Source organism: Schaalia odontolytica, from assembly GCF_031191545.1.
In the GTDB taxonomy this organism is placed as follows: Bacteria; Actinomycetota; Actinomycetes; order Actinomycetales; family Actinomycetaceae; genus Pauljensenia; species Pauljensenia odontolytica.
Genome location: NZ_CP133472.1, coordinates 84,870 through 98,649 on the forward strand (window position 1 = coordinate 84,870; position 13,780 = coordinate 98,649).

Consider the following 13,780-nt stretch of genomic DNA (forward strand, 5'->3'; position numbering starts at 1 on the left):
ATCCTAGGAAGCATGATCCGTCGCGCGTACAACTGGGCTTTCACACACTTCATCTCGCATTCCAATCCGGAGGATGCACACCACTGGGGGCTGGGAGCGATTTCCATGGCCGGCCGATTCGCCCCGACGCGTGGGCTCATGCGAGCCACGCTGGGCTACCTCGATCCGACTCACTGCCCCACGCGGGTGGTCGGAGGCGTCGAGGTCCCCCTCATGCTGGGTCAGCGCCGCCTGCCTTCGCGCCTGGGCCTGGCAGCCGGAATGGACAAGGATGCGCAGGCAGTGCTCGGCATGAGCGCGCTCGGCTACGCCTTCGTCGAGATCGGCACCGTCACGCCACACCCGCAGCCGGGCAATGACGCGCCGCGACTGTGGCGCCTCATGGAGGAGCGAGGCCTGCGCAACCGCATGGGCTTCAACAACGCCGGAGCGGACGCGGCAGCCGACAAGCTGCGCGAGCTGCGCGCAACGCCCGCCGGTCGCCGCGCGATCGTTGGTGCCAACATCGGCAAGAACAAGGTGACCTCCGAACAGGACGCCCCCGCCGACTACGAGTACTGCGCCAAGGCGCTGGCCAAATGGGTCGACTTCGTCGTCGTCAACGTGTCTTCTCCTAACACGCCGGGCCTGCGCGACCTGCAGTCGGTCGATCACCTCCGCCCGATCCTGCAGGCCGCCCGCCGCGGATGCGAGGCCGGTGCGCCCGATCGAGCTATGCCCCTTTTCGTCAAGATCGCGCCCGACCTGGCCGACGAGGACATCGTCGCCATCGTCGAGCTGACGAAGGAACTCGGCCTGGCCGGTGTCGTCGCCACGAACACAACGATCAACCACGACCTGGGGGAAGGCGGCGTCTCCGGCGCTCCCCTGCTCCCTCGCGCGATTGAGGTGGTCTCACTCGTGGCTCATCACCTCAACGACGACCAGATCCTCATCGGCACCGGCGGCATTTCCTCCCCGCAGGATGCTCTGCGCATGATCGGCGCGGGTGCCGACCTCGTGGAGGCCTTCTCTGCCTTCATTTTCGAGGGCCCGTCCTGGCCTGGCGAGGTCTCCCGCGCGCTCCAGCACGCGTAGGGAGCGTCATGATTATTGAGCTCACGAGCGCGGAGCTGACTGCGGATTCGCGCTTGGACGACTACACGCGCCTCAAAGACGTCAAGCTTCGTTCCAAGATTGAACCGGAACGAGGCCTGTACATGGCCGAATCCGCGAACGTCATCGAACGAGCCATCCGCGCAGGTCACCGCCCACGCTCCTTCCTCATGTCGAGGCGTTGGCTCCCGACCTTGGACAAGCTCATCGAGGCAGCAACGGGCGCTCGCGACGGCGCGGACGTCCCAGTGTTCGTGGCCGACGAGCACGTCCTGGAGCAGATGACAGGCTTCCACCTGCATCGCGGTGCCCTCGCCGCCATGCAGCGGCCCGTCCTTCCCAGCCTCGATGGCCTGCTCGCCACCGCGCGCTCCGGTGAGCCTGCGCGCCGCGTCGTCGTCTTGGAAAACCTCGTCGACCATACGAACGTGGGGGCCGCGTTCCGCAGCGCGGCCGCGCTCGGCGTGGACGCCGTGCTGGTGACCCCTCAGTGTGCGGACCCGCTCTACCGGCGAGCGGTGCGCGTATCGATGGGAACGGTGTTTCAGGTGCCGTGGACCCGCCTGGATTCCTGGCCCGGCGACATCGCCACGCTTCAGGGGGCTGGCTTCACCGTCGCTTCGCTGGCACTGTCGGACGACTCAGTATCTCTCGACGAGTTTGCCTCGCTGCCGGCGCTCCAGGGGCCGGCAGCACGCCTGGCAATGGTGATGGGCACCGAAGGCGACGGACTGGGTTGGCGCACCATCGCAGCCTGTGATTACACGGTCAAGATCCCCATGGACCACGGGGTCGACTCGCTTAACGTCGCCGCCGCCTCCGCCGTCGTCTTCTGGGCGACCAGGGGCATTGGAGCTTCCTAGCCCAATAGGAACCGCAGGCTCGCGCCGCGACCGCCACGCTAACCCACAACGAGGCCGGAGCTGGTTTCCCAGCCCCGGCCTCGTCCTGTGTTCCGGCGGGTCAGCTCATGGATGCCACGATCTGGTCGATGACGTCCACGCACTCCTCCCAACCGGACACGCCACGGGTTGCGTAACCGGCGGCCTTGACGGGGTAGTCATTGCCTTCCGGATCCAGGCGATCGCCAATGAAGAGCATCTCGGAGGCGCAAATCCCGGTCTCCTCGACGAGCTTGCCCATTCCGAAGGCCTTGTCGATGCCGCGCGTCGTGATATCGACCGAGGTCGAGCCACCGCCGCGAACATCCAGCTCCGGCACGTCAGGCTGCACGGCGTCGCGCAGGGCGGCCTTCTTGGTGCCGTCAGGATCCCAGGCGCGCTTGGCGTCGAGCGGGGCTTCCTGCCCCAGGGCAGAGAAGGTGATCTGCGAGCCGCGGTCTTCGATGATGTTGCCCCACGGGTTGGACTCCCACAGGCCGAGCTCACGCGCGTGACGCTCAAGCGATGCGATCGCGCGGGCGGCGACCTCGGGATCCAGGTCGTGCGCGTAACGCTCGACCCACGCGCCGCCCTCGTAGCGGTAGTAGCGCGTGCCGCAGGTGGGCATCAGGTGCAGGCGAGAGAGTTCCTCGTCCGTGGCGTGCAGGTTGTCGAGCACCTGGGTGCGGAACTGGCCCATCTGGCCGCCGGAGATGATGCACACTTCCACGTGGTCCAACAGGGAACGCAGGGCCACGTCCATGCGTGCGGGCAGCGGCGACTTTGAAGGCGCCAGGGTGTCGTCGAGATCAAAGGCTACGAGCTTCACGTTCCCCCCTACCGCTTCGCGGCTGCAGTGGCATCGATAGCGCGCTGCGCGGCCTCGGTCTCCTCGTCGGAGGGCACCGACAGGACCTGCAGTAGGACGACGGAGGCGACAAGTCCACCCCAGACGAGCAGAATCGTCAGGATCATCAGAGCAATAGCGGGAGCGGTCACTGGGCATCTCCTTCGGTCGCAGCAATTGCGTCGGCGTCATCCGCGAGGATCCGGGTGACCGTCGCGTGGGTGTCCACCGTGCGGTGCTTCCACGGGATGAAGGTAAAGATCAGGGCGGCGATGACGGCGATTGCAACCGCGCCCCATCCGAAGAGCATCACGTAGCCGCCCGGGTAGTCTTCGTATCCATTCGTTACGAGATCGACGACTGACATGGCCATCATGATGAAGAGGACGAGCGGGATGACGATGCCGACGAGGGGCTCCCACACCTTGGGGACCTTCACGCTGGACACCGAGTTGAGGTGGGCACGCAAGGCACCCAGGCGGGGTCCAGCCACCGCGCACAGGACGGCGAACATGATCGCGGAGGAGACGACACCGATCGAATTGATGAAGTTGTCGACAATGTCCAGGTTGTTCAGGCCCGAGCGTGTACCGAAGAGCACCAGCGAGACGACGGTCGCGGGAACGCCGAAGACGAGGGCCGAGCGGGCGGGCGACCAGCCGAACTTGTCCTGCAGGCCACCGGAGACCACCTGGAGCAGGGACAGCAGCGAGGTGATGCCGGCCAGGACCAGCGAGGAGAAGAAGAGGACACCGAAAATGGGGCCGCCGGGCATCATCGAAATGATCTGCGGGAAGGTCACAAAGGACAGGATCGGACCAGTCAGCCCCTCAACCTCGGCGACGGCGACGCCCTGCTGGTGGGCCATGAAGCCGACGGCGCTGAACACACCGATGCCCGCGAGGATCTCGAAGGAGGAGTTCGCGAAGCCTGCAACGAGCGCCGTACCCGTCAGGTTCGACTTGGGCTTGAGGTAGGAGGCGTAGGTCAGCATGATGCCAAATCCCACGGACAGGGAGTAGAAGATCTGCGCGAAGGCCGCCAGCCACACCTTGGGGTCGGCCAGCGCCGCCCAGTTCGGCGTGAAGAAGGCGTTGAGGCCTTCGACGGCGCCGGGCAGGAAGAGGGCGCGAACGACGAGCGCGAGGAAGAGGATAACGAGGAGCGGCAGGAAGACCTTGTTCGCCGCCTCAACGCCCTTGGACAGGCCGCGGCCAATGACGAGCAGCACGAGGACCCACACGAGGGCGAGCGGAATCATGACGGCCCATGCAGGGGCCCACGAGAAGGTGTCGCCAGGAACCTTCTCAAGGAAGGACTCCAGGAAGAACGCCGTCGGATCGGCACCCCAGGCCTCGTTCACGGAGTAGATCGTGTACTGCACGCCCCACGCGAGGACAGCGCCGTAGTAGACCATGATGACGAAGCAGACGAAGGTCTGGAACCAGCCGATAAACTCGCCGCCACCGATGATCTTGCGCAGTGCCCACGGCGGTGAACCCCGGAACTTGTGTCCGACCGCGTAGTCGAGCCAGAGCATCGGGATGCCGACGAATACCAGGGCGACCAGGTACGGGATCAGGAAGGCGCCGCCGCCGTTGGAGTAGGAGACGCCGGGGAAACGCCAGATGTTGCCCAGGCCGATGGCCGAGCCAATGGCTGCCAGGAGGAAGCCAGTCTGGCCGCTCCACGAGTCGCGCGCACGAGGCGCGGGGCTGGATGCGGAGGATGACATGAAGTGAAGTCCTTGCATTCGTATGTTTTCGGGATAATTCTCAGCCAGACTATGGCCACTACATGACAATGTCAGCCACAGTCCACGATACAGAACGTGTTTTTGACCTCTTTTGCGTAGACTTTGCCGACAGAGACGCCGTGAGGAGCCCTCAACACCTGATTCTTGCCGGCAAACCCGAGTTAGGAAACAAGCCTCAACACGTGGAAAAGCGCCGCTATGCCGACGACAACAGGAAGGGAAGCAAAGGTGGTCACAAGGACGGTGCCCTGCGCGATACGCTCCCCCGCCTGAGCACGCGTGGCCGCGATATACGCGTTCTGCGCGGAAGGCAGTGCCGCCATGACGGTGACGGAAAGGAGGGCCGGACCGCGCAGCCCGAGCAACGACCCGACCCCGAACGCAATCGCAGGTTGCACCGCTAGCTTGCAGACCGCTGCCACTGCTACGGCAGGCACGCCCCTACCGCCGGAGGCGCGGCGGCGATCCACGAGAGCGGCACCGAATGACAGGAGGATCATCGGCGGCGCGGCCGCCCCCAGCATGGAGCTAGAGACATCGAGAAGCGTCGGCATCGACCACCCAGCTGCGGAGAACACAAACCCGCACGCAGCAGCAATCACCATCGGATTGCAGGCGATCACGCGAGCAACACCGGCAGCGCTAGGGCGCTGCCCCGATCCGGCCACATCGGCCAGCACGAAGAACATCGGCGTAAAGAAGCCGAGCTGGAACACGAGGATCGGCACAACGGCCGAGGCATCGCCCAGCACGTAGACGGCCATCGGGATACCCATGTAGGCACCGTTATTCAGCGACGAGGCCATGGCGCCCAGAGTCGCCTCTCCACGGCTCAGGCGCAGAAAAACACGTGCGACGAGAGCGAAGATCAGCGCAGTTCCCGCACCCGAGGCGGCGGCCACCCCGAGCGGCGCTCCGAAGACTCCGGAGGTCCCGGTCGAGACGATAGCGTGAAAGAGCATCGCTGGGCTGGCCACCCAGTACGTGACAGAGGCGAGGGAGCCTGCCGCCTCCGGGCCGAGTGCACCAGCGCGGCGAGCCACCCAGCCGATCGCGATGATCAGCGCGATCGACAGGACCGACCAGACGATCGATGCCATAGGGCCAGAAAACCCGTCAGCGCCAGCTCACCACGGCCTCGTCGACCCTGGTCAGGGCCGAGGCGATCGCCATGTGCATATCGAGGTACTGATACGAGCCGAGACGCCCGCCGAAGAGCACGTTCTTCTCCCCGGCCGCCATATCGCGGTAGGCACCGAGCGTGGCACGATCGGATGGCGATGCGATCGGATAGTAGGGCTCGTCGCCGGGGTGCGCGAAGCGGGAGTACTCGCGCTGAATAATCGTGTTGGTCGCACCCGATCGGTCACGCTCGGGGTGCAGATGCGCGAACTCGTGGATGCGCGTGAAGGGCACGTCGCGGTCGGAGTAGTTCATGACCGAGCATCCCTGATAGTCGGGAACGTCCACAACCTCGGTCTCGAAATCGAGGGTGCGCCAGCCGAGCTCGCCGGCCTCGTAGTCGAAGTACCGGTCAATCGCGCCCGTGTAGACGATGGGAACCTGGCCAAGCGTCGCGGCCTTCGAGAAGAGCGATTTCTCATCAAAGAAGTCCACGCCTGTGTGCACGCTAATGCGCGGGTGCTCGACCATGTTCGCGATCCACGCGCCGTAACCATTCAGGGGCAGGCCCTCGTAGCGGTCCTGGAAGTATCGGTTCTCGTATGTGAAGCGCACGGGCAGGCGCGTGATGATGGACGCGGCGAGCTCGCGTGGATCCGTCTGCCACTGCTTCGCCGTATACCCCGCGATGAACGCGTCGTAGAGCGGGCGCCCAATCAGGCTGATCGCCTTATCCTCGAGGTTACCGGGCTCACCCGTGATCTCGGCAGCCTGCTCGTCGATGAGTGCGCGGGCCTCTGCGGGTGAATAGGCGGCTGCGAAAAACTGGTTGATCGTGCCCAGGTTGATGGGCAGCGGGTAGACGACACCCCGGTAGTTGGCATAGACGCGGTGACGGTAGTCGTTGAACGCCGTGAAACGATTGACGTAGGACCACACGCGCTCGTTCGAGGTGTGGAAGAGGTGGGTGCCGTAGCGGTGCACTTCGACGCCGGTGTCCTCGTCGACCGAGGAGTAGGCGTTGCCTCCGATGTGGTCGCGTCGCTCAATGACGGTCACGTTCATGCCGAATCGCTCCGCAGCTTCGCGGGCGAACGTCAGGCCAAAAAAGCCCGATCCAACAACGAGCAGATCCACTCCACTCCCCTTTCACGTCAGTCAGATTAATCGTAGCGGCCCCCACCTGCGGGTGCGTCCCGTGTGATCAACGAGGCCGGCGCGTGGACTCGCTCAAGGCGAGCAGCCGCACTCGATCATCCTTGTTTCTATCAGCTGAGACATCGGGGAGGATCGGGCATGGTTCGCATCGCAGTCGTCGAGGACGAAGCCGCTTCGCGCCAGCTCCTGGCCGATTACCTTGGACGCTACAGCGAGGAGAAGGGTGTCTCTTTCGACCTCACCTACTTCGACGACGGCGGTGCCATTATCGGCGACTACAAGCCGGTGTACGACATCATTTTCATGGACATCCAGATGACGCACGTGGACGGGATGAGCGCAGCTCGTGCAATCCGCGAGGTGGACCGAGAGGTTGTTCTCGTCTTCATTACCTCGGCCGCGCAGTTCGCAATCCACGGCTACCAGGTGGGGGCGCTGTCCTACCTGATGAAGCCCCTGCCATGGTTCGCCTTCTCCCAGGAACTTGACCGATGTCTCAGGGCCGTTGCCAAGCGGCGCGGCACCTCGGTTCTGCTCCAGTCGGGCACCTCGACGCACCGCATCGACATCGCAGACATCGTCTACGGCGAGTCGATCAAGCACCGCCTCGACATCCACACGGTCTGCGACACCTACTCCATTACCTCTTCTCTCAAAGCCATGGAGACTCAGCTCGCCGGGCACAACTTCCTCCGCTCGAACTCCTGCTACCTCGTCAACCTCGCGCACGTGCGCGGCGTCGCCGACCAGGAGTGCCTCATGACCGGCGGGCACAGCCTGCGCATCTCCCTCCCCCCTAAGAAAGCGTTCATGAGCGCCCTGGCTGCCTACGCGGGCGGGATCCACTGACGTGTTCGATTCCCTGCCCGACATTCCTCGCCTGTTCACTGCCCTCGCCGAGTGGGGCGCGGCACTCGTCTACGTCTTCGTCGTCGCGCGCTAGGCATCCACCCATGCGCTCTGCCCGGATGCGGCCGCACCGCGCTGGCGTCTGGCTGCCGCCGCCTTCGGTGGCCTCGCCGTGCTCGCTACCGCACACGAACTGCTGGGCCGCGCTCCGCTGACCCTGTGGGTGCCGGGCATGATGGTGGCGTACGCCCTCGTGTGGGTCGTTATCCGCGTGGGAACCGCACTGGACTGGCGCTGGGTGACACACATGAGCGCACGCGCCTTCATCGTGGCCGAGCTTGCGGCCTCTCTCGCCTGGCAGGTCGTCGTCTACTCCCATGCCGACAAGCCCTTCTGGCATCCGGTGTCTTTCGGCGGCTACGCGGTCATCGCTTCAGCGTGTCTGGGCGTCGCATACGTTTTCGAACGGCGCGTCTTCTGCCAGGGAGCGCTGCCCATCCTGCGCCTGGCGGACCTCGCTTCCGGACTATTCATCGGTATCGCGATCTTCGCCCTATCGAATCTGAGCTTCCTCTCGACGGCCACGCCCTTTTCGGGCCGTGCCGGCCTGGAGGTTGTCTGCATTCGAACGCTCGTCGATCTGGCTGGCTACGCGATCCTCTTTACCCAGTTCGAACGCATCCAGCAAAGCGCCACCGAGCGCGAGTTAGCCTCGATCCAGGCGTCTTTGGACGCCCAGCACCACCAGTATCTGGCAGCCAAGGAGGACATGGAGCAGGTTGCCCGCGCCCACCACGATCTCAAGCACCGGGTCGAGGCCATCCGAGCGGAGCTCGATCCCGGGCGGACCGCCCGTTCCTTTGCGGAGCTCGAGTCCTCCATCGAAGCGATCGGCCAGCAGTACCACAGTGGCAACGCCGTGCTTGACGTGGTCTTAACGACGAAGGGACGGGCTTGCGCGGCGGCGGGTATTACGTTGACGGTCGTCGCGGACGGAACGCTGCTGGAGCGCATGTCCTCAATGGATATCGCGACGCTTTTCGGAAACGCCCTCGATAACGCGATCGAGGCCTCGCGCCGCGTACCGGATCCGGATAGACGCCTCATTAAGTTGGCCCTCTTTCAGCGGGGGCAGATGACGGTGATCCGCGTGGAGAACTGGTTCGACGGGCATCTGAACACAGACGCGGGTGGTCGGCTGACGACGATTAAGCAGGACACCGTGCGTCACGGATGGGGTGTAAAATCGATCCAATGGACGGCACGACACTACGGTGGTCAGGCAATAACGCAGGTTGAGAACCACCGGTTTACCTTGACGATCCTACTGCCCTCGACCACCCCAAAGGAACACGCATGACCATCATCGATACCCCGCGGCTGCGCTTGCGGCCATGGCGCGCCACCGATGCGCCCCACCTCTACGAGCTTGCGAAGGATCCCCGCATCGGCTTGGCGTGCGGATGGGCACCCCACACCAGCATCGAGGACGCCCACCAGGCTTTGTCCACCGTGTTATCGTCCCCCGAAACCTACGCGGTGACCCAGCTCAACGGCGGCGAGCTCGTCGGAGCGATCGGCCTGCGCATAGATGATCCAGATGTCCCCGGGGTCGCGGACCTGGGTTACTGGATCGGCTCACCGTACTGGGGCCGCGGCTACGCCACCGAGGCAGGTGCAGCGATCGTCGAGCGGGCGAAGGCGCTGGGCATGACGATGCTAACTCTGGGCTACTTCGACGGCAATGAGGCCTCTCGCAGGGTCGCGGATAAACTCCATTTTTCATGGATTGAGCGCGACGAGAACGTCGAGTTTCCCCTCATCAACAGGCACCTCACCCTCCACCGTATGACGCTAGAGCTTGCGTCGCGGTAGCTGAAGGAACCGGCGCAGCACGCTCAGTTGAAACCGAGGACGAATCCCGCGACCTTGTAGCCGCCGCGCACGATCGTCGGGGAGGCGTGACGCACGATGCCTGCGAGCAGATCCTGGCGTAGGCGGTCCGTGGCCTCGGGGTTGATCTGGTCCATGTTCTCCCAGATCCGTTCCTTGAGGGCAAGATGCTCGGGAGTGCCCGACAGCTGGGCCATAACAGAGCAGATCACGGCGTTGATGCGTAGATAGTGCACCATGTAGCGCCACAGCTTATCCTCGACCTCGGCGCGCGGGGGCAGCGCGCGTGTCATGGCCTCGTTGACGCGGGCCAGTTGGTCCAGGCGGGTGATCATGACCTTCTCGTTGACGGACTGATCGTCACGCCCGATGAAGTAGTGGTACAGGTCCACGTCCAGGTAGCGGATCGTGGACACATAGGGAAGCGGCACGTAGGAGTAGAGGTAGTCCACGTAGAAGGTGTGTTCGGGCATAACCAGGCCGGAGGCGCGCACGACCTCTGTGCGCATCGTGAGAGCGTGCATCATGAGGTACTGGTCGTAGCGGCACCGACGCAGGTCCGCCCAGCCGAAGGTGCGCCCGCGTGGCAGGACGTTGCGGTAGCGGATCACAGCCTTCACCGACTTGCCCTGCTTGTCGTACACGTAGTTGGTCACCAGCAGGTCCAGGTCGCGCCCGGCCTCGCGTTCCTCGCGCAGGACATCGAGCACGGCGTTCGTGGCACGGCGGTCCAACCAGTCGTCGGAGTCGACGACGCGCACATGCGTGCCCGTGGCGGCAGCCAGGCCAGCGTTCACGGCACCGCCGTGGCCCTTATTCTCCTGGTGGATAGCCTTCACGGAAGGGTAGCGAGAAGCCCACTCGTCGGCGATCTGCGCGGTGCGGTCCTTCGACCCGTCGTTGACGATGATCGCTTCGAGCTCGTCGCCGTATCCGACGAGCGTGGTCAACGCCCGATCGAGGTAATCCTCGGAGTTGTATGCGGGCACGATGACCGTCAGCAACGGCGCACTCATGGGGTCTCCTCTCCCTGGTCTGGGAGTAGTCTACTGTGCCGTGCTGACCTGCGCGTCTTCCTCCGCGGCTTCTTTTTTAAAGATCACCTTAAAAATGAGGAAGAACACCCAGAAGGAGATCGCGGCGTTGATGATCATCGTGACGACATCCGCGAATATTTCTCCGGTCAGGCCCATCTTGTCGATTGACCACGCGTAGATCGGGTCCTTATACAGAACCTGAAGGGCGGCCGCGGCGATCGTGATGACGACGTAGGCGATCGCATACCAGAAGGCTGCCTTGCCCACGGAGGAGTTCGACTTGAAGGTGACGTTGCGCTGGGCGAAGAAGTTGATAACCTGCGCGATGAGCAGCGTGATCTCAACGGCCAAGAAATAGGCAAGACCTCCGCCGCCACCGAACTGGAGGACTCCCGCCGGGTAGTCGAAGAGGTAGACGGTGTGTCCATGCGAGACTCCGACAGGCAGGAATTGAACGGGGATGTTCGACAGCGACATCTGGACAAACAACCACTTGAAGACGGGCATGAGCACCAGCTGCAGCACCGTGATGCCGTTGGAGAGAATGAAGAAGACGATAAACTGGGCCGCCGTCATGTGCTTGTCTTCGAAGGCGCTCCACCAGCGCTTGAGAGCCTGCATGGGTGTTCCTTTCCGTCAGTATGCCCGACGAGGCCGGGGCCGCGTCATCGGGTCTGGTCGAGTTCCCGCGCGGTTACCTTGTTGGCCCTCGCGTTGGAGATGAAGCCGAGGGCTGCGCGGGTCAGTCCGCGCAGCGGTCGCCCGTTGACCGCGTCGAGGATCGCGTCGACCATCTCCGGGCTTGCTGCGCCGTTGCTCATCTTGGCGATGGCGCGGAAGGGCATGTTAAGGACAAAGAGGCTGTTGAGATCCGGGGTGCCCTTCGCGTCCGCCTTCGCCTTGAGGGCCCAGAGCCTGCGTCCGGCGACGCGAGCGAGCCAGGTCTTGGCTCGCGTCATCTCGGAGAGCGGGTCGGCGGCCGACAGCTCGTCTGCCCGGTGGGCGGTGGGGATCGTTCGACCGAGCAGGACGGCGAACTCACCATTGGTCACCCCTGCGACGTCGGCGCTCAAGTAGTGCCCCAAGGCGGGATCGATCGGCTCGGGGGTTGTGCCGGAGACCTCGAGGGTGGCGCTCAACGGCGTGTCGGCCACGTGAGGCCCCACATGGATCGTCCATGTGCCGCCCTCGGTCTCCCACGCGCCTCGCGAACTCTCCCAGTGGCGGAAGGTGTATTGGTCGAAGGGGATCGTGACGCTGACGGACTGACCGGCACCGACCTCGACCTTGGCGAAACCCTTGAGTTCCCGGTCGGGACCAAACACGCCTCCAGGGGCACTCACGTACAGCTGGACGACCTCTGCGCCGTCGCGCGAGGAGGTGTTGGTAAGCGTGAGGGATGCCCCCTCCTCGGTCAGGGAAAGGTCGGAGTAGTGAAAGCTCGAGTACGACAGGCCGAATCCAAATGGGAAGGCCACGTCCACGCCCGCGGACGTGAAATAGCGGTAACCGACAAATGGGCCCTCGCGGTAGTAGGACAGCGGGCCGGTCGCCGGGTACCAGGCGGCGGTCGGGTGGTCCTCGTAGGAGAGAGCGTATGTTTCGGCCAGGCGTCCCGAGGGGTTGACGGCGCCGGTGAGGACGTCCAACATCGCCGCGGCACCTCCCTGGCCGGTCAGGTATCCGTTGACGAGCGCGGGCACCGAGGTCGCCCACGGCATCTCGACGCTAGCCCCACCTGTCAGGACGACGACGGTGCGGGGATTGGCCGCAACGACGGCCTGAACGAGTCGGTCCTGGCCCTCGGGCAGGCGCATGTGGGGACGATCCATGCCCTCGGACTCGGCGAGTTCGTCAAGTCCGACGTAGACGAGCGCGACGTCAGCGCGCACGGCGAGGTCCACGGCCTCGGCAACGAGAGCGTCGCTCGTGCCACCGTGGCGCTCGTATCCGACCGCGTATCCAGCGAGGACGAGTCCTCGGGCGGCCTCGCCCCCGGCGGCGAGGAGCTCATGCGGGGCCTCAACGCGCGTGGGATTCACCTGGGAGGAACCCGAGCCCTGGAAGCGCGGCGTAGCGGCGAGGTCACCGATGAGGGCGACGCTGGTCCCAGCGCTCAGGGGCAGGAACTCGTCCTCGTTGCGTAGGAGCGTGATCGCCTCGGAGGCAATGCGCGTGGCGAGCGTATGGTGCGAATCGGGGTCGTAGGGAGTGGGCGCCGGAAGGACCGCTCTCGCGGCAGCAACGTTGAGAACCTCCTGGGCACGCGCGTATACGTCGGCCGCATCCAGCTTTCCGTCCTCCACGGCAGCGACGATCCGTCGGGCACCCGCCAGGCCGGGGGCCGGCATCTCGAGGCTGCCGCCCGCGCGTGCAGCCTCCACCGCACTGTTCGAACCGCCCCAGTCGGAGATGACCATGCCGGAGAAACCCCACTCGGTTCGCAATATGTCGGTGAGCAGGTGCTTGTTCTCGTGAGCGTAAACGCCGTTGACGAGGTTGTAGGAGCTCATGATCGCCCGCGGCTTGGCAACGCGACACACGATTTCGAAGCCAGTCAGGTAAATTTCGCGCATCGTGCGCTCGTCCACGATGGAGTCCGACGCCATGCGGCGTAGCTCCTGGGAGTTGACCGCAAAGTGCTTGGGGCACGCCGCGGTACCGGTGGACTGGATTCCGTCGACGAGGCCGGCGGCCATACGTCCGGCGAGGATCGGGTCCTCCGAGAGATACTCGAAGTTACGTCCGCACAGTGGGGAGCGCTTGATGTTGAGTCCGGGCCCGAGCAGGACGTCGACGCCCAGTCCACGCGCTTCGAGGCCGAGAGCCTGACCCATCTCACGAGCGAGGTCAGGATTCCAGGTGGCCGCGAGGGCGGAGGCCGTCGGGAAACAGGTCGCCTTCTCGGCCTCGGCGATGCCGAGGTGGTCGGCGTCCCCGAGCTGTCGGCGCACGCCGTGGGGGCCGTCGCTCATCACGAAGGAGGGCACGTTCGCGGAGGGGATCGCGCGCGAGTCCCAGGCACTCGCTCCGGACAGGAGAGCCGCCGCTTGTAGGAGGGTGAGGTCGTTGGCGTCCGTCAGTACTGAGTGTTCCATCGTCGTGAACTGCCTTTCATGCTCCATCGCGGGTGCCGTCAATG

12 protein-coding genes and 1 pseudogene are annotated in these 13,780 nt (G+C 64.6%); 5 read left to right on the forward strand and 8 right to left on the reverse strand.

Translation table 11 applies throughout. The features are described from left to right. Nucleotides 1-12 precede the first annotated feature (12 nt). The gene (locus tag RDV55_RS00390; RefSeq protein WP_111823047.1) at nt 13-1,077 is read left to right on the forward strand and encodes a quinone-dependent dihydroorotate dehydrogenase; all 1,065 of its coding nucleotides are present in this window, start codon (nt 13-15) and stop codon (nt 1,075-1,077) included. A gap of 8 nt (nt 1,078-1,085) precedes the next feature. Beyond that, entirely contained in the window at nt 1,086-1,958 is an 873-nt protein-coding gene (locus tag RDV55_RS00395) for a TrmH family RNA methyltransferase (RefSeq protein ID WP_111823046.1), read from the forward strand. Between the two features lie 100 nt (nt 1,959-2,058). Here the strand turns inward: RDV55_RS00395 and RDV55_RS00400 are convergent, their stop codons facing one another. The 5 genes from RDV55_RS00400 to glf form a co-directional block, all read right to left on the reverse strand. Continuing rightward, a complete protein-coding gene (locus tag RDV55_RS00400) occupies nt 2,059-2,805 on the reverse strand; it encodes an HAD-IIB family hydrolase (protein ID WP_111823045.1) in 747 nt (248 codons plus the stop codon). Nucleotides 2,806-2,813: 8 nt separating this feature from the next. After that, on the reverse strand, nt 2,814-2,975 hold the full coding sequence (locus RDV55_RS00405; RefSeq protein WP_111823044.1) for a methionine/alanine import family NSS transporter small subunit: 162 nt from the start codon (nt 2,973-2,975) through the stop codon (nt 2,814-2,816). Then, the gene (locus tag RDV55_RS00410; RefSeq protein ID WP_111823043.1) at nt 2,972-4,558 is read right to left on the reverse strand and encodes a sodium-dependent transporter; all 1,587 of its coding nucleotides are present in this window, start codon (nt 4,556-4,558) and stop codon (nt 2,972-2,974) included. The genes RDV55_RS00405 and RDV55_RS00410 overlap by 4 nt, the downstream gene beginning before the upstream one ends. Nucleotides 4,559-4,740: 182 nt before the next feature. After that, complete coding sequence (locus RDV55_RS00415; protein ID WP_111823042.1) at nt 4,741-5,679, reverse strand: AEC family transporter; 939 nt, start codon at nt 5,677-5,679, stop codon at nt 4,741-4,743. Between the two features lie 16 nt (nt 5,680-5,695). Further along, complete coding sequence (glf, locus tag RDV55_RS00420) at nt 5,696-6,838, reverse strand: UDP-galactopyranose mutase (RefSeq protein ID WP_111823041.1); 1,143 nt, start codon at nt 6,836-6,838, stop codon at nt 5,696-5,698. Between the two features lie 159 nt (nt 6,839-6,997). Between glf and RDV55_RS00425 the strand changes: the two genes are divergently transcribed. The 3 genes and pseudogenes from RDV55_RS00425 to RDV55_RS00435 all read left to right on the forward strand — a co-directional run bounded on the left by RDV55_RS00425 (nt 6,998) and on the right by RDV55_RS00435 (nt 9,583). Continuing rightward, a complete protein-coding gene (locus RDV55_RS00425; RefSeq protein WP_111823040.1) occupies nt 6,998-7,708 on the forward strand; it encodes a LytR/AlgR family response regulator transcription factor in 711 nt (236 codons plus the stop codon). A 1-nt stretch (nt 7,709) separates the two neighbouring features. Beyond that, a pseudogene (locus RDV55_RS00430) lies at nt 7,710-9,068 on the forward strand (sensor histidine kinase). Further along, a complete protein-coding gene (locus RDV55_RS00435; protein ID WP_111823039.1) occupies nt 9,065-9,583 on the forward strand; it encodes a GNAT family N-acetyltransferase in 519 nt (172 codons plus the stop codon). The pseudogene RDV55_RS00430 and the gene RDV55_RS00435 overlap by 4 nt, the downstream one beginning before the upstream one ends. Before the next feature lie 23 nt (nt 9,584-9,606). Here RDV55_RS00435 and RDV55_RS00440 read toward each other — a convergent pair whose 3' ends face one another. Genes RDV55_RS00440 through RDV55_RS00450 form a run of 3 tightly spaced genes read right to left on the reverse strand, consistent with a single transcriptional unit; the run spans nt 9,607 to nt 13,763 of the window. After that, nucleotides 9,607-10,617: a glycosyltransferase family 2 protein gene (locus RDV55_RS00440; RefSeq protein ID WP_111823038.1), complete on the reverse strand. Its 1,011-nt coding sequence runs from the start codon at nt 10,615-10,617 to the stop codon at nt 9,607-9,609. A 30-nt stretch (nt 10,618-10,647) separates the two neighbouring features. Beyond that, a complete protein-coding gene (locus RDV55_RS00445) occupies nt 10,648-11,259 on the reverse strand; it encodes a hypothetical protein (protein ID WP_111823037.1) in 612 nt (203 codons plus the stop codon). Between the two features lie 44 nt (nt 11,260-11,303). After that, entirely contained in the window at nt 11,304-13,763 is a 2,460-nt protein-coding gene (locus RDV55_RS00450; protein WP_111823142.1) for a glycoside hydrolase family 3 C-terminal domain-containing protein, read from the reverse strand. Nucleotides 13,764-13,780 lie beyond the last annotated feature (17 nt).

What these genes read in the sequence shown, in the direction of transcription:
- RDV55_RS00390 (WP_111823047.1), top strand. Translation starts at nt 13, where the DNA reads ATGATCCGTCGCGCGTACAACTGGGCTTTCACACACTTCATCTCGCAT.
- RDV55_RS00395 (WP_111823046.1), top strand. Translation starts at nt 1,086, where the DNA reads ATGATTATTGAGCTCACGAGCGCGGAGCTGACTGCGGATTCGCGCTTG.
- RDV55_RS00410 (WP_111823043.1), bottom strand. Translation starts at nt 4,558, where the DNA reads ATGTCATCCTCCGCATCCAGCCCCGCGCCTCGTGCGCGCGACTCGTGG.
- RDV55_RS00415 (WP_111823042.1), bottom strand. Translation starts at nt 5,679, where the DNA reads ATGGCATCGATCGTCTGGTCGGTCCTGTCGATCGCGCTGATCATCGCG.
- RDV55_RS00425 (WP_111823040.1), top strand. Translation starts at nt 6,998, where the DNA reads ATGGTTCGCATCGCAGTCGTCGAGGACGAAGCCGCTTCGCGCCAGCTC.
- RDV55_RS00435 (WP_111823039.1), top strand. Translation starts at nt 9,065, where the DNA reads ATGACCATCATCGATACCCCGCGGCTGCGCTTGCGGCCATGGCGCGCC.
- RDV55_RS00440 (WP_111823038.1), bottom strand. Translation starts at nt 10,617, where the DNA reads ATGAGTGCGCCGTTGCTGACGGTCATCGTGCCCGCATACAACTCCGAG.
- RDV55_RS00445 (WP_111823037.1), bottom strand. Translation starts at nt 11,259, where the DNA reads ATGCAGGCTCTCAAGCGCTGGTGGAGCGCCTTCGAAGACAAGCACATG.
- RDV55_RS00450 (WP_111823142.1), bottom strand. Translation starts at nt 13,763, where the DNA reads ATGGAGCATGAAAGGCAGTTCACGACGATGGAACACTCAGTACTGACG.